The 16,570-nt window shown below is 65.0% G+C and carries 22 protein-coding genes; 10 read left to right on the top strand and 12 right to left on the bottom strand.

Annotated elements, in window-relative coordinates; genetic code table 11:
- Window positions 1-78: 78 nt before the first annotated feature.
- The 9 genes from BKY26_RS06205 to BKY26_RS06165 all read left to right on the top strand — a co-directional run bounded on the left by BKY26_RS06205 (window position 79) and on the right by BKY26_RS06165 (window position 9,025).
- Window positions 79-627 carry a flagellar basal body-associated FliL family protein gene (locus tag BKY26_RS06205; RefSeq protein WP_071689522.1) on the top strand — a complete coding sequence of 183 codons (549 nt, stop codon included), beginning with the start codon at window positions 79-81 and terminating at the stop codon, window positions 625-627.
- Window positions 628-1,104 (top strand): DUF6468 domain-containing protein, encoded by a 477-nt coding sequence (locus BKY26_RS06200; RefSeq protein WP_071689521.1) that lies wholly within the window; start codon window positions 628-630, stop codon window positions 1,102-1,104. It abuts the gene before it with no gap.
- A 3-nt stretch (window positions 1,105-1,107) separates the two neighbouring features.
- On the top strand, window positions 1,108-1,752 hold the full coding sequence (locus tag BKY26_RS06195; RefSeq protein WP_071689520.1) for a MotE family protein: 645 nt from the start codon (window positions 1,108-1,110) through the stop codon (window positions 1,750-1,752).
- A gap of 17 nt (window positions 1,753-1,769) precedes the next feature.
- Window positions 1,770-2,639, top strand: a complete 870-nt coding sequence (gene motA / locus BKY26_RS06190; protein ID WP_071689519.1) for a flagellar motor stator protein MotA — start codon at window positions 1,770-1,772, stop codon at window positions 2,637-2,639.
- Window positions 2,636-4,666 carry a hypothetical protein gene (locus tag BKY26_RS06185; RefSeq protein WP_071689518.1) on the top strand — a complete coding sequence of 677 codons (2,031 nt, stop codon included), beginning with the start codon at window positions 2,636-2,638 and terminating at the stop codon, window positions 4,664-4,666. Before motA ends, BKY26_RS06185 begins: the two co-directional genes overlap by 4 nt.
- An 87-nt stretch (window positions 4,667-4,753) precedes the next feature.
- Entirely contained in the window at window positions 4,754-6,832 is a 2,079-nt protein-coding gene (gene flhA, locus BKY26_RS06180) for a flagellar biosynthesis protein FlhA (RefSeq protein WP_071689517.1), read from the top strand.
- Window positions 6,829-7,608, top strand: a complete 780-nt coding sequence (locus tag BKY26_RS06175; RefSeq protein ID WP_131541782.1) for a flagellar biosynthetic protein FliR — start codon at window positions 6,829-6,831, stop codon at window positions 7,606-7,608. Before flhA ends, BKY26_RS06175 begins: the two co-directional genes overlap by 4 nt.
- Entirely contained in the window at window positions 7,605-8,690 is a 1,086-nt protein-coding gene (flhB, locus tag BKY26_RS06170; protein ID WP_071689516.1) for a flagellar type III secretion system protein FlhB, read from the top strand. Before BKY26_RS06175 ends, flhB begins: the two co-directional genes overlap by 4 nt.
- On the top strand, window positions 8,687-9,025 hold the full coding sequence (locus BKY26_RS06165; RefSeq protein ID WP_071689515.1) for a hypothetical protein: 339 nt from the start codon (window positions 8,687-8,689) through the stop codon (window positions 9,023-9,025). The genes flhB and BKY26_RS06165 overlap by 4 nt, the downstream gene beginning before the upstream one ends.
- Here the strand turns inward: BKY26_RS06165 and BKY26_RS06160 are convergent.
- From BKY26_RS06160 to BKY26_RS06120, 9 genes are read right to left on the bottom strand one after another with little or no spacing between them, the layout of a single operon-like run.
- The gene (locus BKY26_RS06160) at window positions 9,013-9,549 is read right to left on the bottom strand and encodes a flagellar basal body-associated FliL family protein (RefSeq protein WP_071689514.1); all 537 of its coding nucleotides are present in this window, start codon (window positions 9,547-9,549) and stop codon (window positions 9,013-9,015) included. The genes BKY26_RS06165 and BKY26_RS06160 overlap by 13 nt on opposite strands.
- Before the next feature lie 9 nt (window positions 9,550-9,558).
- On the bottom strand, window positions 9,559-10,293 hold the full coding sequence (flgH, locus tag BKY26_RS06155; RefSeq protein WP_425434468.1) for a flagellar basal body L-ring protein FlgH: 735 nt from the start codon (window positions 10,291-10,293) through the stop codon (window positions 9,559-9,561).
- A 16-nt stretch (window positions 10,294-10,309) separates the two neighbouring features.
- Window positions 10,310-10,714, bottom strand: coding sequence for a flagellar basal body P-ring formation chaperone FlgA (flgA, locus tag BKY26_RS06150; protein WP_342714892.1), 405 nt, complete (start codon window positions 10,712-10,714; stop codon window positions 10,310-10,312).
- A gap of 16 nt (window positions 10,715-10,730) precedes the next feature.
- Complete coding sequence (gene flgG / locus BKY26_RS06145) at window positions 10,731-11,516, bottom strand: flagellar basal-body rod protein FlgG (protein ID WP_071689512.1); 786 nt, start codon at window positions 11,514-11,516, stop codon at window positions 10,731-10,733.
- Between the two features lie 18 nt (window positions 11,517-11,534).
- A complete protein-coding gene (locus BKY26_RS06140; protein WP_071689511.1) occupies window positions 11,535-12,260 on the bottom strand; it encodes a flagellar hook-basal body complex protein in 726 nt (241 codons plus the stop codon).
- Window positions 12,260-12,526 carry a flagellar biosynthetic protein FliQ gene (locus BKY26_RS06135; RefSeq protein ID WP_425434467.1) on the bottom strand — a complete coding sequence of 89 codons (267 nt, stop codon included), beginning with the start codon at window positions 12,524-12,526 and terminating at the stop codon, window positions 12,260-12,262. Before BKY26_RS06135 ends, BKY26_RS06140 begins: the two co-directional genes overlap by 1 nt.
- Window positions 12,526-12,828: a flagellar hook-basal body complex protein FliE gene (gene fliE / locus BKY26_RS06130; protein ID WP_071689509.1), complete on the bottom strand. Its 303-nt coding sequence runs from the start codon at window positions 12,826-12,828 to the stop codon at window positions 12,526-12,528. The genes BKY26_RS06135 and fliE overlap by 1 nt, the downstream gene beginning before the upstream one ends.
- A gap of 12 nt (window positions 12,829-12,840) precedes the next feature.
- Window positions 12,841-13,230 carry a flagellar basal body rod protein FlgC gene (gene flgC / locus BKY26_RS06125; RefSeq protein ID WP_071689508.1) on the bottom strand — a complete coding sequence of 130 codons (390 nt, stop codon included), beginning with the start codon at window positions 13,228-13,230 and terminating at the stop codon, window positions 12,841-12,843.
- 12 nt (window positions 13,231-13,242) lie between these two features.
- Window positions 13,243-13,590 (bottom strand): FlgB family protein, encoded by a 348-nt coding sequence (locus BKY26_RS06120; RefSeq protein WP_071689507.1) that lies wholly within the window; start codon window positions 13,588-13,590, stop codon window positions 13,243-13,245.
- 98 nt (window positions 13,591-13,688) lie between these two features.
- Here BKY26_RS06120 and BKY26_RS06115 point away from each other — a divergent pair, with 98 nt between their 5' ends.
- Window positions 13,689-15,014, top strand: a complete 1,326-nt coding sequence (locus BKY26_RS06115) for a FliI/YscN family ATPase (RefSeq protein ID WP_071689506.1) — start codon at window positions 13,689-13,691, stop codon at window positions 15,012-15,014.
- On the opposite strand, the gene BKY26_RS06110 is transcribed toward BKY26_RS06115, so the two are convergent.
- The 3 genes from BKY26_RS06110 to flaF are packed head-to-tail and all read right to left on the bottom strand — an operon-like array spanning window position 14,999 to window position 16,568.
- Window positions 14,999-15,796, bottom strand: a complete 798-nt coding sequence (locus tag BKY26_RS06110; RefSeq protein WP_071689505.1) for a DUF1217 domain-containing protein — start codon at window positions 15,794-15,796, stop codon at window positions 14,999-15,001. The genes BKY26_RS06115 and BKY26_RS06110 overlap by 16 nt on opposite strands.
- Window positions 15,793-16,197 (bottom strand): flagellar biosynthesis repressor FlbT, encoded by a 405-nt coding sequence (flbT, locus tag BKY26_RS06105; RefSeq protein ID WP_071689504.1) that lies wholly within the window; start codon window positions 16,195-16,197, stop codon window positions 15,793-15,795. The genes BKY26_RS06110 and flbT overlap by 4 nt, the downstream gene beginning before the upstream one ends.
- Window positions 16,194-16,568, bottom strand: coding sequence for a flagellar biosynthesis regulator FlaF (gene flaF, locus BKY26_RS06100; protein ID WP_071689503.1), 375 nt, complete (start codon window positions 16,566-16,568; stop codon window positions 16,194-16,196). The genes flbT and flaF overlap by 4 nt, the downstream gene beginning before the upstream one ends.
- Window positions 16,569-16,570: the final 2 nt, after the last annotated feature.

Here is a 16,570-nt window from a genome sequence, read left to right as displayed (position 1 = left end):
AGCGCAGCTCGCTTAAGATTTGGTTAGTGCTGTTCGGTTTATGTTCCTCCTGTCCCAAGACGGCATGAGGTACAGAACGTGGCCAGCGACGACCCGGAAACAGAGGAAGCGCACAAGAAGAAAAAGGGCCTTTTGCTGCCGCTTCTGGTGGGGCTCGTGCTGGCCGGTGCCGGTGGCGCAGGTGGCTACTGGGCGGTGACCAGCGGTCCGCTTGCCTCTGACGGCACCAGCGATTCGGACCATGCAGCGGCGGAAGATGACAGCCATGGCGATGAGGATGAGGAAGGTGACGACAGCCCGTCGGAACGCCCGCGGCCAGAGCTGGATCATGTGGCTTTCGTTCCACTGGATCAGCTGGTGGTCAATATTGGATCCGACACCAATCAGCGCCACCTGCTGTTCGAAGCTGAGCTGGAAATCGCCCCCGACGACACCGCGGAAGTGACCCATCTGATGCCCCGCGTCATGGACGTGATGAACAGCTATCTGCGCGTGCTCGACATGCAGGAACTGAGCGATCCGCGCACCTTGGTACGGATCCGTGCGCAACTTCTGCGCCGAATTCAGATCGTGACTGGCGATGTGCTGGTCCGCGATCTTCTCGTAACCCAATTCGTGGTGAACTGAATGGAGACTTTGCCCCAGATCATGGCCTACGCGGCCGATGCGCTGCTGATCCTCGCCTCGCTCGGCGCGGCTGTTTTCTGCCTTGTCCTGTCACGCAGGCTGACGCGACTGTCCAGTATCGACAACGGTCTGGGTGGCGCGATTGCCGTTCTGTCGGCCCAGGTCGACGACATGAACAAGGCCCTGGCCGAGATGAAGACGGGTACCGAAAGCTCCGCCGGGCGGCTTGACGCGCTGAACCGCGAAGCGCGGCAACTGGCGGAGGAGCTGGAGCTGATGCTGTCAGCCTGCCATGACCTCGATCACGCGACGCCCAGAACGGCTGACACGACACCGGCGATGACCGGGTGCGACAGCGGATCCGATGACGACACGCCGGTTTTCGGAACGCGGCGTCGGCATGCGCAAGGCGAGGATGAAAACCCGCCGGTTCCCTTCTTCCTGAAAAATCGCTCACGGCTGGCCGGGGCGGGCTGATCCATGGCACGCAGCAAGAGAAAACCCCGCCGCATCTGGCACCGTTTCAGCCTGTTTGGCGTGATCGCGCTGTTCATCCTGTCGGGTCTCTTCAGGCTCGGGGCCATCGGCTTTGCCAGCGCCTCCGTATCGGCGGATGATCCTGCCCCGGACCATGAAGAACCGGAACTACATGCAGGCATGATGAACGAGCCCGAGGGGCAGTGCGTAGCCAATACGGCGCTGGAACAGGCGCTGTCGCGGGTTGAGGGGCGGGCGGAACGGCTCGATGCCCGCGAGGAAAGCCTTGCCGAACGGGCCCGCGCACTAAGCGAGATGGAAGCCTCGGTCGCTGCACAGCTTGCCGCCCTGGAGGCGACGGAAGAGCGGCTGGAATCCCTTCTGGCCCTGTCCGACACGGCGGCGGAATCCGATCTGGCCCGACTGACCCAGGTCTATGAGACAATGGATGCCGCCGATGCCGCCGCCCTGTTTTCGCAGATGGATCCGGGTTTTGCCGCCGGGTTCCTGGGCCGGATGCAGGCCGATGCCGCAGCCGGTGTTTTGGCCGAACTTGACCCCGGCGTCGCCTACACGATCTCGGTCCTCATAGCCACGCGCAACGCCTCGGCCCCGGTCTCTGCCTCAGCAGCGCCGGGCACCCCTTGAACTCATAGAGGTCTGGAATGGTTGGTATCCTAGGTATTGTCGTCATCTTCGCCATGGTCTTCGGCGGATATCTCGCCTCTGGCGGGCATCTCGACATCATCCTGTATTCGCTACCCTACGAGATGACCATGATCGGTGGCGCGGCCGTAGGTGCGTTCATTATCTCGAACGATTTCGCAGGTGTGAAACACACGCTCAAGGATCTCGGCAAGGTCTTCAAAGGACCGAAATGGAAACACTCGGACTACCAGGACCTGCTCTGCCTGCTTTATGAACTGATCCGCCTTGGTCGTGAAAACGCCGTCGCGCTGGAGGAGCACACCGAGAACCCCGCCGAGTCCTCGATCTTTGGCAATTACCCCAAGATTCTGAAGGACCGGGAAGCGGTCGACCTGATCTGCGACACATTGCGATCCGCGTCGCTCAACTATGACGACCCCCATCAGGTGGAGGACGTGCTGGAAAAGCGGATGGAGGCCAATCTGCACCATGCGCTGCATTCCAGCCACGCTCTGCAAACCGTCGCTGACGGGCTGCCCGCGCTTGGCATCGTCGCGGCGGTTCTGGGGGTGATCAAGACCATGGGTTCGATCGACCAGCCGCCGGAAATCCTCGGCAAGCTGATCGGCGGCGCTCTGGTCGGCACGTTTCTGGGCGTGTTTCTGGCCTATGGTCTGGTTGGACCCTTTGCTGCCAAGGTGAAGGCGGTGGTCGAGGAGGACATGCATTTCTATGGCCTGATCCGCGAGGTACTGGTTGCGAACCTGCACAACCACGCCACCAATATCTGCATCGAGGTCGGCCGCCAGAACACGCCTTCGCATATCCGCCCCTCCTTCAACGATCTGGAGGAAGCGCTGAAGGGTCTGAGGCAGGCGGCAGCATGATCCGGCTGGCGCTTACCCTCTGCTGTCTGATCTGGGCAGGTGCCGCAGGGGCGCAGGGTATTCGGGTGCAGTCGGGCGACCATGACGGGTTCACCCGGCTGGTCGCCGCCATCGGCCCGGACCGGGACTGGCAGATCACCCGCGACGGGCGCGACCTGCATATCGCGTTTTCCCCCGCCGTTCCGGGTTTCGACCTCTCGGGCGTATACACGCTGATCACGCGCGACCGGGTTGCCGGTCTGCAGGTCGAAGACGGGCTGATGCTGGAACTTGGCTGCGATTGCACTGTTGAAATATCCCGCTTTCAGGGGCGCTACGCGGTCATCGACATCACCGACACGCCCTACCAGCCACCTGCCGAGCCGGAGCCTCCCGTTGATCTGCCCGTCCCGGACACCGCCCATGACCCGCCCCCGGCCCTGACCCCGCTGGCCGAGCCAGTGGCAGAGCCTGACCCGCTTGCCCCGACCTTCGACATGGAGGAAGCCGCGGCGATCATGGCCGAACAACTGGCCCGGGCCGCCGCCGCCGGTCTGCTGGACGCCGCCCCGGCAGAACCCCTGTCCGCCGCCGACCCTGTGTCGCGCCCTCAACCGCGGCCACAGGTCGCCGAGTCAGAGCCGGAATCTGCGACCCCGCAAGGTGCCGGGCAAGAAGATCGGCCGGAAACCCCGGATCCCCATCCCGAACCGGCACCGCAGGCCACGCCGCCGATCGTTGCGGCCACCGCTTATGATCTCAATACCGGTCTCTGGCCGGACCGGTTGATCGCCAGCGCGCCGGTCGATTGTCTCGCCGCCCCGGCCCGCCCAATCGCTGACTGGCGGGGCGAGTTGAGTTTCCTCAATGCGCTCGGACGGGTGCGGGCGTTTCTGTACGACGATCGGGGCAGCCTGCAGGACGATGCGGCCCTTGAACTGGCCGAGCTCTACCTTGTGCACGGCTTCGGGGCCGAGGCGCTGTTCTGGCTGAATGAACGGGGCGCTGCCCCCGGATTTCAGCGTGCCCTGGCACAGTATCTCGAACATGGCGCGGCGGAGCAATTCGGCAGCTTCGCCGAGCATGAGCTTTGCCCCGAGGCTCTGACCTTGTGGTTGTTCCTGACCGACACGGACACGCCCCGCCCCGATGCCGAGACCCGTCTGGAGATACTGGCGAGGTATTTCGAACTGCCCACACCGCTGCGCGATATCGTCGGCCCGGACCTCGCCCGCGCCTTTCTGGCCGCCGATGACGAAGGCGCGGCGCTGGAGATCCGCGAGGCGCTGGTTCGGGGTGGGCGCGTGTCCGCACAGGACATGGCCTTTCTCGATGCCGCTCTGCCTGGCAGCCCCGCCCCGCCCGCGGCTGCGCTGATCCCCGCCAATGCCGGCAGCACCCGCGCCGATCCGGCGCTGACGCTGCGGCTGATGTCCCAGATCGAGACGCAAGGGGCCGCGCGGTCCACAGACCTTGTGGCCGCCGATGCACTGATCCGCGAAACCGCGCCCACCCTGTCAGAGGAAGGGCTGCGCCATGCTGCGGCGCTTGGCCACGCGCTGGCGGGCAATATCGACGCGGCGCTGTCGCACCTGGCCCTCAACGGTCAGCGCGATGCCGAGGCGATCCGGCCCGTCTTTGCCGACATCCTCACGGCCCTGATGGACCTAGACCGCACCGCACCGCTTTTGCTGCTACTCACCTCCGAGGAATTCGGCCAGTTCGGTTACTTTCCCAACCCCGCATTCCGACGCCGCGTGGCGCGGTATCTTCTGGATCACGGGCTACCCGAGATGGCACGCGATCTGATCCTTGCGGGCGGCAGCGATCATGCCCGCGACCGCGAATTGCTGAGCCTCGCCTATGACCGGCTGGCGCAGGATCACCCCGGTGCGGTGCCCGCCGATCCCGCCGATCCCGTTGCGGTCGCGCCCATAGCCCCCGCTGACACGCCAGAGGCCGTGGTGGCCCTGTTGAGGGAAAGCCGCGCCCTTCGTCAAGAGGCCCTCGCCCTGTTGGAGACCAACCCTCGGGGGCCAACAGACTAACGCTTTGGTAACCCTCGCTGCCTAAAGCTGTTGGGGTCAAAGAGTCCGGGATCCATACGGGTTCGATCCGGCCAGAAAGGCCCAGAGATGAGCATTCGAGACCTGTTTCAGCCGACGATCCTGTTTGCCTTCGCTTTGATGGCGGTCATTGTCATGATGATCCTGCCGGTGCCTTCCTGGGTGCTGGATATTGGCCTCGCCATGTCTTTCGGGCTGGCCATTCTGATCTTCACCACGACGCTGTTCATCGAACGCCCGCTCGACTTTTCGGCCTTCCCGACGGTGCTGCTTGCATCCCTGATGCTGCGTCTGTCGCTCAATGTCTCGTCTACCAAGCTGATCATCGGCCACGGCCACACCGGCACTGGCGCGGCGGGTGAGGTGATCGAAGGCTTCGCCATGTTCGTCATGGGCGGCAATGTGGTGATGGGGCTGGTGGTGTTCGGCGTGCTGCTCATCGTCAATTTCATCGTGATCAACAAGGGCGCGGCCCGCATGGCAGAGGTCGGCGCGCGGTTTGCGCTGGATGGGATGCCGGGTCGCCAACTGGCCATTGACAGCGACATGTCCGCAGGCGCCATCGACCATGCCGAAGCAAAGGCGCGACGCGAAAGGGAACAGGCCGAGACGACGTTTTTCGGCTCGCTCGACGGGGCCTCGAAATTCGTCAAGGGCGACGCGATTGCGGGGCTGCTCATCACCCTTCTGAACCTGTGCATGGGGCTGGTCTTTGGGGTTGCGATTCATGGAATGCCGCTCAGTCAGGCCTTTGAAACCTACTCGATCCTGACCGTGGGGGACGGGTTGGTATCGCAGATCCCCGCCGTGATCATCGCCATCGCCTCGGCCCTGCTGCTGGCCCGTGGCGGGACCACCGGGGCCACCGATGTGGCCCTTCTGACCCAGCTTGGCCGCCATCCCACGGCCTTGGCGACGGTGGCCGGGCTCATGGCGGTTTTCGCCATCGTGCCGGGCCTGCCCTTCCTGCCCTTCGTCATGGGGGCCATCGCGCTGGCAACGGCAGCTGTCTTCCGTGCGCGCGCGATGCGGGTCGAGGCGGAGGCACAGGCCCCGCCAGACACAGCCGAAACCGCCGCCGCAGTCGACCGGATCGGAGATCTGTTGGAACTCGATGAAATCCACGTCCAGTTCGCCCCGGACCTTGTGTCGATGGCGCTTGACCCCGCCACCGGGCTGGATGCCCGCATATTGTCGATGCGCGAACACATCGCGCGTGGCTTTGGTCTGATCCTGCCGGAAATCCGTCTGACCGACCGCGATGACCTGCCACCGGGCACCTACTCGATCCGCATTCACGGGGTCGAACACGCCCGCGCGAGATTGGAGATGGAGGCGCTTTTGCTGCTGAAAGCGGGCGACGAAAGCGACCTGCCCGCCGGTCAGGACGTGGCCGAACCGGTCTATGGCGCGCCCGCGCGCTGGATTTCCCCGCGCGACCGGGAGGCTGCGACCCTTCAAGGCGCAACTGTCGTGGCCCCGGGCGAGGTGCTGGCCACGCATCTGCTGGAAACGCTGAAGAAAAACCTCTCTCGGCTGCTCAGCTTCAAGGCCTTGCAACGCCATCTCGATGCCTTCGTGGAACTGTCGGACCCGACCCGGTCCGAGGCCAATCGCCGGCTGCTGAACGAGTTGGTGCCCGACAAGGTGCCGATGGATGTGCTGCACGCGGTTCTGCGGCTGTTGCTGGCCGAACAGGTGTCCATCCGCAACCTACCGCTGATCCTGGAGGCCATCGCCGAGATCCGCCCTGCCACCCCTCAGCCCGATCTGATCTGTGAACATGTCCGCCAACGGCTCGGGTTCCAGCTAATCTCGGAACTCAAACGCGACGACGGCACCCTGCCGCTGGTGCAACTGGCCGGACAATGGGAGGATATCTTCGCGCGCCACGAGGTGAAATCAGAAGGCGGCCTGCCCGAGATCGCCCTCACCCCCGACCTGTTCAATTCACTGGCCAAAGCCGTCGGCGACAAGATCGCGGCGGCGGGGGAAAAGGGCACTTACCCCGCTGTCGTCACCTCGTCACTGCGCCGCCGGTTTCTGCGCACGGTGCTGCTGTCGCGGGGCATCCTGAACCCGGTCCTGTCCTTCGAAGAGATCGGGCTGGAGGCCAAACCCGCCCTTGTCGGCGTCGCCGCCCCATGACCGAGATGCTGGCCCAGATCCTCGGCATCGCCCAGGCCTGGCTGCTGGCGGGGGGGTTGGTCTTCCTCAGGGTCGGCGCGGCCTTTCTGGTCCTGCCCGCTATCGGGGAACACTACATCCCCATGCGCATCCGTCTTGGCGCGGCGCTGGCGATGACGGTGCTGCTGACCCCGGCGCTTGCGCGTGATTTGGTTCCGGCCAACGCACAATCCGCTGATTATGCGGGGTACATCATGACCGAAACCCTCGCCGGGTTGCTGATCGGTCTGTCGGTGCGCTTCATCGCCATGGCCCTGCAGATCGCGGGGTCGATGGCGGCGCAGGCCACGTCCCTGTCGCAGATCGCTGGCGGTGCCACACCGGAACCGCAACCCGCCATCGCGGGGTTCCTGTTGCTGGCGGGGCTGACCCTTGCCGTCATGTCGGGACTGCATGAGATGGTCGCCCGGATGTTGATGGAAAGCTATGACATCCTGCCCGCTGGCCGGATGCCCCTTGCCCGCGATGTCGGGGCCTGGGGGGTAAACCGTGTGGGCCATGCCTTCGCACTGGCCTTTTCGCTGGCCGCGCCGTTTCTGATTGCGTCCGTGCTCTACAACCTTGCGCTCGGGGTCATCAACAAGGCGATGCCGCAGCTGATGGTGGCCTTTGTCGGTGCCCCTGCGATCACGCTCGGCGGGCTGGTACTGTTGTTGCTGACCACGCCCTTCCTGCTGCCCGTCTGGATGCGCGCCATGCAGGCCGCGCTGGCCAATCCCATGGGGCCGCTGCCATGAGCGATACGACCAGCCCCGACGACAAACCATATGACCCGACACCGGCGCGGCTGGAAGAGGCCCGCAAAAAGGGCGAGATTGTCCGGTCAACGGACCTGAACACCGCCGTGGTCTATGGCGGGTTCCTGCTGGCGCTCGCGCTGCTCGGTCCGTCGCTTGGGGCACAAGTGGGGCAATCTCTGGCAGTGCTGCTCGATCAGGCGCCAGAGATCGCCCAGGCCCTGCTGACCGCCGAGGGGCAGGCCGCCGCCGGGGGCATCCTGTCGTCAGTCGCGCCCCCGGTCGCGGCGGTCATTGTGCTGCCTGGGGCGCTCCTGATCCTGTCGCTTTTCGCGCAGCGGGCCATTCTTTTCACGCCCTCGCGCCTGCAACCCAAACTGTCGCGTATCTCGATCCTGTCGAACGCAAAAAACAAGTTCGGCGCGAACGGGCTGTTCGAATTCGCCAAGGCTGCCGCCAAGCTGACCATTTACTCCGGGCTGCTGGCCTGGGTCCTGTGGTCGCGGCGCGACCGGATTCTGGCGGCGCTATTCGCAGATAGCGGGCAGATCCTGTCCGAGCTTGGGCAGCTGATGATGGATTTCCTGATGGCAGCTTTCGGGCTGGCCCTGGTGATCGCGCTGGCAGACTACATGTGGCAGGTCGCGGCCCATCACAAGAAACACCGGATGAGCCGGCAGGAACTGGTGGATGAGACCAAGACCCGCGAGGGCGACCCGCATGTGAAACAGCAGCGGCGCGAACGGGGCACGCAGATCGCCATGAACAAGATGCTGAAGGACGTGCCCGCCGCCGATGTGATCGTGGTGAACCCGACCCACTACGCCGTGGCCCTGAAATGGGACCGGGACGCGGGCGAGGTGCCGGTCTGCGTGGCCAAGGGCGTGGATGAGGTAGCCGCCCGTATCCGCGAGGTCGCGGCCGAGCACGGCGTTCCGGTCTATAGCGATCCGCCGACGGCACGGGCACTTTTTGCCACGCTGGAAATCGGTCAAGGCATCGCCCCCGACCACTACCGTGCCGTTGCCGCCGCGATCCGCTTTGCCGACCGGATGCGCGGCCTGGCGCGGGCACGAAGATGAGCCGGGGCAGCAAGCTCGACAGGCTCGCCCAGATAGCCGAGCTGAAGGCAACGCTTGCCAAGGGCGAGGCCGCGAATGCGCGGGCTGCGGCGGATGGGCTGGCGCTGAACATCCGTCATCTCCAGAACGACCGTCGCGCCATGGCCGCCGAAACGCCCGACCCGGCCACCGCCCGCGCGCATGCCGCGTGGCTGCGTCACTGCGATGGCGCGTTGCGGGATCTGCGGGGGGAAGAGGCGCGGGTCAGGGCCGAGCTGGAGGGCAAGCTGGATCGCGCCCGGTATGAGGAAGGGCGGCGGCAGGTGTTGGAAAAGCTGAAATCTCAGGCGTCCTGACGGACGATATCCATGATCAGCACGTCATGGGCGACCGCGCCCAGAACCTGCCTTGCAGCCTCTCGCAGCCCTTCGCGCAGGGGGGCCATGGATTCCACCGCCGTAAAGCTGCCGTCGAACCCACCCACATTGGCATGGGAGAACATGACCCTGAGCAGCGCATCGCGCAGGCGCGGTTCGCGGTCATAGACCAGCTCGTTCTCGCCGCTTTCGACCTCGATCGTCAGGGTCAGAACCACCAGCGACCGCACGCTGCCATGACGGATCAGCGGCACGACGAACTGGTTGTTGAGCCGCACATATTCGTAGGGGCTGTTTGGGTCGGCCTCTTCCCCATGCCCGTCGGAGGATCCATGTCCGTCCTCCTCGTCCGCACCGTGCCCCTCGTCACCGCCATGCCCGTCATCCTCTGAATGGTTGTCAGCGGCCGTTTCCTCGCCGCCGCCGGACATCATCTTGCCAGCGACAACGCCACCGCCAAGGCCGACAAGCAACAGGAAGACGGGAAGCAGAAGGCGGATCATGGCAGGGCCTCAGAATGGTAGGACGATATCGGCGATCTGCTGGCCATAGCGTGGCTGCTGCACATCGGTGATCTGCCCGCGCCCGCCATAGGAGATCCGGGCATTGGCGATGCGGTCATAGGTGATTTCGTTCTGGCGAGAGATATCAGCGGGTCGGACATAGCCGGTCACCAGCAGCTCGCGCAGTTCGAAATTCACCCGCACCTCCTGCGCGCCCTCGATGCGCAGCACGCCATTGGGCAGTACCTCGACCACGGTCGCGGCGATACGCAGGGCCAGCGCCTCGTTTCTCCGCACGCTGCCCTGACCGGCGGATTGCCCTGCACCGCTCAGCTCGACCGCGTTGGCCATCGAGGCCCCTTCCGGCAAATCCCCGTCGATGCGTTGCGGAATGCCGAAAAGCTGCGGCACCCCCATCTGCTCCGACCCGCTGCGGGACCGGTTGGTGGCGTTGGAAATCTCGGCGCTTTCGTCGATCTCGATCACAACGGTGAGGATATCCCCGCGCTGACCGGCCCGCCGGTCGCCAAGCAGCGACTGCCGCCCGCCCGACCAGAGGGACGCCCCACGCACCGGGCCGTCTTCCTCCAGCGCAGCGGGTAAGGGCTCGGTGCTCATGGCGTAGTACTGGTTGCCATCGGTTGTGGGCTGAAAGTCGGGCCGCCGCCCCACTTCCGCCAGGCGACCACAGCCCGCAATGGCCACGGGGGCCAGAAAAACAACCAGCAGGATCAGGCGGGGCAACGTCATGTTCATTCCTTCAAAAACCCGAGGAGACTTCGGCCAGACCGGCAGAAACCACTGTGGCCGTAACGGTGGTGCGCGACGACAGGTTCAGCACCCGCAGCCGTTCCCCGATACCCGCGCGGTCCATGGCGCGGCCTTCGGTCACGATCAGCAGACCGCCCTGATTGTATTGCAGGGTGATGATTTCATTGCGGTTAACGACGGCGGGCGGCTGCAGGTCGATGGCGCGGATCGGACGGCCAGGGTAGAGATTCACCCGCGCTTCCATGCCGATGGCTTCGACCGGATCAGACAGCGCGCCGGGCGTGTCGCCCTCGACCAGCACCACATCGGACGGGCCGATCAGCGACATCGACCGGATGGTGCCAGCGGCCACGACCGTGTCGGCCCCGGCGGGTCCGGCGAGCAGCAGGATCAACGCCAACCACCGCATATCAGCGGATCTGGGTCGTGGCGCCGAGCATCTGGTCGGCGGCGGTGATGACCTTGGCATTGAGCTCATAGCCCCGCTGCGCCTCGATCAGATCGGTGATTTCGCGCACCGCATCGACGGAACTGTCCTCCAGATAGCCCTGCCTGAGCGTCCCCAACCCGTCCTCGCCCGGTTGGCCCACGATGGGGGCACCGGAAGCGGCGGTTTCCAGGAACAGGTTCGCGCCCATGGCCTCCAGCCCGCGCGCATTGGAAAAATCCACGAGGTTGAACTGGCCCAACAGCTCCGGCTCCACCCGGTCGGCGAAATAGGCATAGACCTCGCCCTGCGCATTGATCGAGATGCTGCGCGCGTCGTCGGGGATGGTGATACCAGGCGCGACGGTGAAGCCCTCTGCCGTCACGATCTGCCCGTCGCCGGTGCGGTTAAGGCTGCCGTCGCGGGTATAGGCGGACTGGCCAGAGGGCAGTTCGACCTCCAGAAACCCTTCGCCTTCGATGGCGATATCGAGATCACCGCCGGTCTGGCTGAGACTGCCCTGCGAGAGCGTCACCGACACGGCGGCGGGCCGCACGCCCAGACCAAGCTGCACCCCTGCGGGCACGAGCGAGCCGTCAGCCGCCGAGATCGTTCCGGCGCGCATCTGCTGCTGGTAGTGCAGATCGGCAAAATCGGCGCGGCGGGCGTTGTAGCCGGTGGTGTTCATGTTGGCGAGGTTGTTGGAAATGACCTCGACCCGCATCTGTTGGGCACTCATGCCCGTGGCGGCAATCATCAGGGCGCGCATGGGCGGGCCTCCTTCTGGTTAGACCTGAGCACCGGCAGTGCGCAGAAAGTTGCGGATCCGTTCATCCTCTTTCTCAAGGAAGCCCTGCCCCATCTCGTAGGCGCGCTGCACCTCGATCATGCGGGCGATCTGGGACACGGGATCGACATTGGAGCTTTCGACGAAGCCTTGCAGGATTGTGGCCTCCAGCATCGGCTGAACCGGGCCTTCCGTGCGGAACCGCACCCCGTCGAGATGGAGCAGATCGTTGGGATCGTCAGGCTGCCACAACCCAAGCTGGGTGATCGGGCGGCCATCGGCCGAGAGCGTCCCGTCGCGGGCCAGCACCACGTTGCGGGCATCGGGCGGGATGAAAATGGGCGCGCCGCCAGCATCGAGCAGCAGGTGACCGTCGGCATTCACCAGCTCGCCCGCGTCATTCGGGGTGAAATGGCCCGCACGGGTCAGGCTTTCACCCTCCGCCGATTGCAGTAGGAAGAACCCGTCACCCTCGATGGCGAAGTCGAACTGGCCGCCCGTGGGCTCGATATCGCCCTGCATCAGCCGGATATTCCGGCCCGAGGCATTGGCCATCGACAGCCCGCCCCCCGAGATACCCTCCAACCGGGCCACATGTTCGGCGAAAACAACGCCCTCGGCCCGGAACCCGGAGGTCGAGATATTGGCGATATTGTTCGCCACCACCTGCATTTCGCGCATCAAACCCGATTGCCGGGTCAGGGCGGCCACCATGGCACTGTCCATCACATGCCCTCCATCAACGGGATCAGCCGGTCGGTGAAATAGGTGGTCAGGGTCTGGGTCATGAAGCTCATCGACACCCAGAAGACCGCGAGGATCGCCGCCAGTTTCGGCACGAAGGTCAGCGTCATTTCCTGGATCGAGGTCAGCGCCTGGAAGAGACCGACGATCAGACCCGCCACGAGCGCCACAGTCAAGATCGGCATCGAGATCGCCACCGCCACCCAAAGCCCCTGGCGAAGCGTGTCGAAGAAGATCATCTCATCCATCAGACCGGCATCCTCAGGATTTCCTGATAGGCCTCGACCACTTTGTCACGGACGGTCACAGCGGTTTCCACGGCCAGTTCGGTCTGGGCCAGCGCCGTCACCAATGCATGCGGATCGGCCCCGGTGGTCAGCGCCGCGCGGGCGGTTTCCTCGCCCTGCTGGACGGTCTGGGTAAAGCTGCGGACGGCCTGCGAAAACACGTCCGCCGCGCCTGTCTGGCCCTCGCCATCCTGCGGGGTCGGGCGAGCGGCGTTGCGGGCCTGCCCGTATCCCTGCGCGGCGAGTGAGGTTCTGATATCCATCCCGTGCCCTCCTTACCGGCGCAACAGATCGCTGAGCGATGATGACATCTGCCGGACCTGATCGAAGACCCGCAGATTGGCCTCGTAACTGCGCTGCGCCTGTCGCGCGTCAGCGATTTCAACGACCATATCCACGTTGGACCCGGCATAGTGCCCGGTCTCATCGGCCAAGGGATGCGCGGGGTCATAGACCTGCGGCAGCGGCGACTGATCGAGCCGCACGCGGCCCGTCGTGACACTTCCCGGCGTGGCGTCCGGTGCGCGGTCCGGTTCGAAACTGATCAGCTTGCGCCGATATCCGGGCGTGTCCGCATTGGCGATGTTCTCCGAGACATGGGTGATGCGGCTGGCCTGGCTGCGCATGCCGCTTGCGGCAATTGAAAGCGCGGTGGAAAAGCTCATCTCAAACGCTCCTTATCGGCCGAGGCTGGTGCGCAGCACGTTCATCGCCGACCGGTAGACGTTAAGCGCGCGGCTGTGGTCGCGCTGCGCCTGAACGGAGCGAACCATCTCCAGCTCCAGCGAGACGGTGTTTCCATTGGGGGATTCGGGGCCGCCTGCATCCATGGTGCGAATGGGTAGGCGGGTGGGGTCCTGTCCTGCATTGGCGGTGCGAAAGACCTCCTCGAACGCGACGACATCGCGGGCGCGGTAGCCCGGTGTATCGGCATTGGCGACATTCATCGCCACCTGAGTCTGCCGGGCAGCGGCGTGTCGGGCGCGGGCCTGGGCCAGGCCGAAGATTTCCAAATTCTCGAACATCGGGGCTTCTCCCTCGATTGGATACACCAAGGCTTAACGATGATTCCTTTAGAAACCGTAAGCGCCGTTCCCGTTTTCCAACTGAAGGTTCCCGGATCATGCAGACATTCCTCGACCCGCTGCTGTCCCGTATCGGCCAGATGCGTCCGGTGCACGCGCTCGGCCAGATCTGCGAGCTTCAGGCGGATTCGCTCTGGATCGAGGGGCTGAACCGTGTCGCGGCGCTTGGTGATGCTGTGGTCCTTCCGGGTGGGCTACGTGCCGAAATCGTGCGTATGGTCGATGGCCGCTGTCAGGTTCTGCCGGAGGGCCGTGTCGATGGGCTGCGCCTTGGCGATCCTGTTCGTCATCTGGGGCCGGTCACGGTTGCACCGGGGACGCATTGGATCGGGCGGGTGATCGACCCGGACGGGGCACCTCTGGATGGCCGCCCGCTTTTTCCCGGCCCCGCACCGCGCGCCTTGCGCGCGCATCCCCCCCCCGCCACGTCCCGTCGGGCCTTGGGTGCGCGACTGCCAACGGGACTGTCGGTGTTCGACACGCTGCTGCCGATCGTGCAGGGCCAGCGGATAGGGTTGTTCGCGGGCAGCGGCGTGGGCAAATCGACGCTGCTGTCCCGCCTTGCGCGCGGGGTCGCGGCGGATGTGATTGTCATTGGCCTGATCGGCGAGCGCGGGCGCGAGGTGCGTGATTTCGTGCAAGACACTCTGGGACCGGACGGGTTGGCAAGATCCGTGGTCATTGCCGCTACCTCGGATCGGTCGGCACTGGTCCGCCAGCGCGCGGCCTGGACGACGATGGCCGTGGCAGAGTTCTTCCGCGATCAGGGCGCGCATGTGCTGATGCTGGCCGATTCGGTGACTCGCTTCGCGCAGGCACACCGGGAAGTCGCCGTCGCCTCTGGCGAATCTGCCACGCTGAACGGCTACCCCGCGTCCATGGCGCAGGCGGTCATGTCGCTTTGCGAACGGGCGGGGCCGGGCGGGCCGGGGCAGGGGGACATCACGGGCGTTCTGTCGGTGCTGGTCGCCGGGTCGGATATGGAGGAACCGGTGGCAGACACGCTGCGCGGCGTTTTGGACGGCCATGTTGTGCTCGACCGTGAAATCGCCGAGCGCGGACGCTTTCCGGCGGTGGACCTGCTGCGCTCCGTCTCTCGCAGCCTGCCACGCGCCGCCAGCGCCGAGGAAAACCGCCTGATCGCCACCGCCCGCCGTCATCTTGGGGTCCATGACCGCGCCGAGCTGATGTTGCAGGCGGGCCTGTATTCGGCGGGGTCGGACCCGGCCATCGACGAGGCAATTTCGGTCTGGCCGGGCCTCGATGATTTCCTTGCCAGCGACAGTTCCGGCGCGGCAGATGCGTTTCTGCGCCTCGCAGAGGTGCTGGAGCCCGGAGCGCCGACAGATCAGCCCCCACCCTGAAGCAGCACAAGGGCAATGGAGGCCGATGTGGTCGTTGCCGGCACCTGATTAAGCTGCGCGCGGGCGAGGAATTGTCGCATCAACTCATCCATGCGTTCGGGATCCGTGAACTGGGCAATATCGGAAGATCCCAGCATGTCCTCTGCCCGTTCCTGAAAGATGCCGAGCTGCCGGTCGAGATCGAGCGTGCCAACCGAAGACGGCAGGCCAAACGCAGTCTCAAAGACCTCTCGCAGCGGTGTATTTCCCATGATCCGGAACCACAGGGTCGAATTCTTCCCCCCCTCTGCCGCCAGCTCGGGCAGTTCGCGCGCCGCGTTGAGGGCGAGGCGCATGTCACCATCCACCTCGCCCACGGCCTGCTCGAAACTCTGGGCCTGAAACCGGTCGAGAATCCTGTCTGCAAAGCCCGGCAGGCGGGACAGGGGCGGCAGGCCGGTGCCGAACCCGAACGCTTCGGAAAACTCCCGATAGCGTTTGTCGGCCAGCCGGTTGGACAGCGCGTCCTCCTCGACCACGCCATCCTCAAGGATTCGCTGGATGAAATACTTGTTGGGCAGGTCGTCCTGCAGCCCGAAGGCGGTCAGCGACACGCGCAACAGCCGGTAGTCCTTGACCAGCTCTTCGGTGCTGGTGACGCTGCCGATGGTTTCCCGGAAATATGCCATATCCCGCTGCAACGACGGGCTGGCGGCCAGGCTGGCGCTTTGCTGCTCCATGGTGCGGTTCAGGAAACGCCAGCCGGCGTATCCCCCCATCGGGATGACGGGGGTGAAGCTCATTGCGGACGCGCCGCCATCAACCGCTCTTCGCGCGGCAGAAGGGTACGCAGCGCCTTCAGCGCCTGATAGGCATTGCCCGCCACGATCTGATCGGTGGCAATGGCAAGCTGCGACCGGCTGTCGGGGTCGGTGAAGACCTGGCTCAGCTGTTCGATCCCGCGCAGGATCTGCAGTTTCGCCTCCTCTTCCTCCGCGTCGCCCGACAGAACGAGCTGCGCGATATAGCAGACCCGACGAACAGGCGTGGTCACCTCTTCCGGGTGAATGGCATCGCGCAGGCGCAGGATATTGGCATTGGGCGTGACAATGGACAGGCGCGACCGGCGGTCGCCATTCTCGATGACGGCACCGTTGATCAGCACACGCTCCTTTGGGGACAGTTTGAGGACAAGACCGCTCATGCTGCCTGCCCCTCCCCCCGCAAACCGCGCATTACGGCGGTGTTTATGTCGATCAGCGGCGCGAGGGACGCGTCGCCGGACAGGGCCTTGCGGCTGTGCTGAAGGGTGAATTCGGCGAGGTAGAAGATCTGCGCTCGCAGCGCCTTCGGCAGGGCATTGGCGGAGTCGGCCACATTGGCGGCCATCAAAGTCCAGAGACGGCGGTTGTCATGCAGCGCGCTGGCTTTTTGGGCAACGCTGGCCTCGGGGCGATTGGCGCGCGACAGCTGCGCGGTGACCCGTTCGAAGGCGGCATGTTCGGTCCCACGCGCGGTTTTTACGGCGGACTGGACCGGGTTATAGGCGCTTTGCGCCAGATAGGATGACGTCACGG

It is taken from the genome of Nioella sediminis (genome assembly GCF_001879695.1).
GTDB lineage: Bacteria > Pseudomonadota > Alphaproteobacteria > Rhodobacterales > Rhodobacteraceae > Nioella > Nioella sediminis.
This window is presented reverse-complemented; position numbering and strand designations above follow the sequence as displayed.

What these genes read in the sequence shown, in the direction of transcription:
- BKY26_RS06200 (WP_071689521.1), top strand. Translation starts at nt 628, where the DNA reads ATGGAGACTTTGCCCCAGATCATGGCCTACGCGGCCGATGCGCTGCTG.
- BKY26_RS06195 (WP_071689520.1), top strand. Translation starts at nt 1,108, where the DNA reads ATGGCACGCAGCAAGAGAAAACCCCGCCGCATCTGGCACCGTTTCAGC.
- motA (WP_071689519.1), top strand. Translation starts at nt 1,770, where the DNA reads ATGGTTGGTATCCTAGGTATTGTCGTCATCTTCGCCATGGTCTTCGGC.
- BKY26_RS06185 (WP_071689518.1), top strand. Translation starts at nt 2,636, where the DNA reads ATGATCCGGCTGGCGCTTACCCTCTGCTGTCTGATCTGGGCAGGTGCC.
- flhA (WP_071689517.1), top strand. Translation starts at nt 4,754, where the DNA reads ATGAGCATTCGAGACCTGTTTCAGCCGACGATCCTGTTTGCCTTCGCT.
- BKY26_RS06175 (WP_131541782.1), top strand. Translation starts at nt 6,829, where the DNA reads ATGACCGAGATGCTGGCCCAGATCCTCGGCATCGCCCAGGCCTGGCTG.
- flhB (WP_071689516.1), top strand. Translation starts at nt 7,605, where the DNA reads ATGAGCGATACGACCAGCCCCGACGACAAACCATATGACCCGACACCG.
- BKY26_RS06165 (WP_071689515.1), top strand. Translation starts at nt 8,687, where the DNA reads ATGAGCCGGGGCAGCAAGCTCGACAGGCTCGCCCAGATAGCCGAGCTG.
- BKY26_RS06160 (WP_071689514.1), bottom strand. Translation starts at nt 9,549, where the DNA reads ATGATCCGCCTTCTGCTTCCCGTCTTCCTGTTGCTTGTCGGCCTTGGC.
- flgG (WP_071689512.1), bottom strand. Translation starts at nt 11,516, where the DNA reads ATGCGCGCCCTGATGATTGCCGCCACGGGCATGAGTGCCCAACAGATG.
- BKY26_RS06140 (WP_071689511.1), bottom strand. Translation starts at nt 12,260, where the DNA reads ATGGACAGTGCCATGGTGGCCGCCCTGACCCGGCAATCGGGTTTGATG.
- BKY26_RS06135 (WP_425434467.1), bottom strand. Translation starts at nt 12,526, where the DNA reads ATGGATGAGATGATCTTCTTCGACACGCTTCGCCAGGGGCTTTGGGTG.
- fliE (WP_071689509.1), bottom strand. Translation starts at nt 12,828, where the DNA reads ATGGATATCAGAACCTCACTCGCCGCGCAGGGATACGGGCAGGCCCGC.
- flgC (WP_071689508.1), bottom strand. Translation starts at nt 13,230, where the DNA reads ATGAGCTTTTCCACCGCGCTTTCAATTGCCGCAAGCGGCATGCGCAGC.
- BKY26_RS06120 (WP_071689507.1), bottom strand. Translation starts at nt 13,590, where the DNA reads ATGTTCGAGAATTTGGAAATCTTCGGCCTGGCCCAGGCCCGCGCCCGA.
- BKY26_RS06115 (WP_071689506.1), top strand. Translation starts at nt 13,689, where the DNA reads ATGCAGACATTCCTCGACCCGCTGCTGTCCCGTATCGGCCAGATGCGT.
- BKY26_RS06110 (WP_071689505.1), bottom strand. Translation starts at nt 15,796, where the DNA reads ATGAGCTTCACCCCCGTCATCCCGATGGGGGGATACGCCGGCTGGCGT.
- flbT (WP_071689504.1), bottom strand. Translation starts at nt 16,197, where the DNA reads ATGAGCGGTCTTGTCCTCAAACTGTCCCCAAAGGAGCGTGTGCTGATC.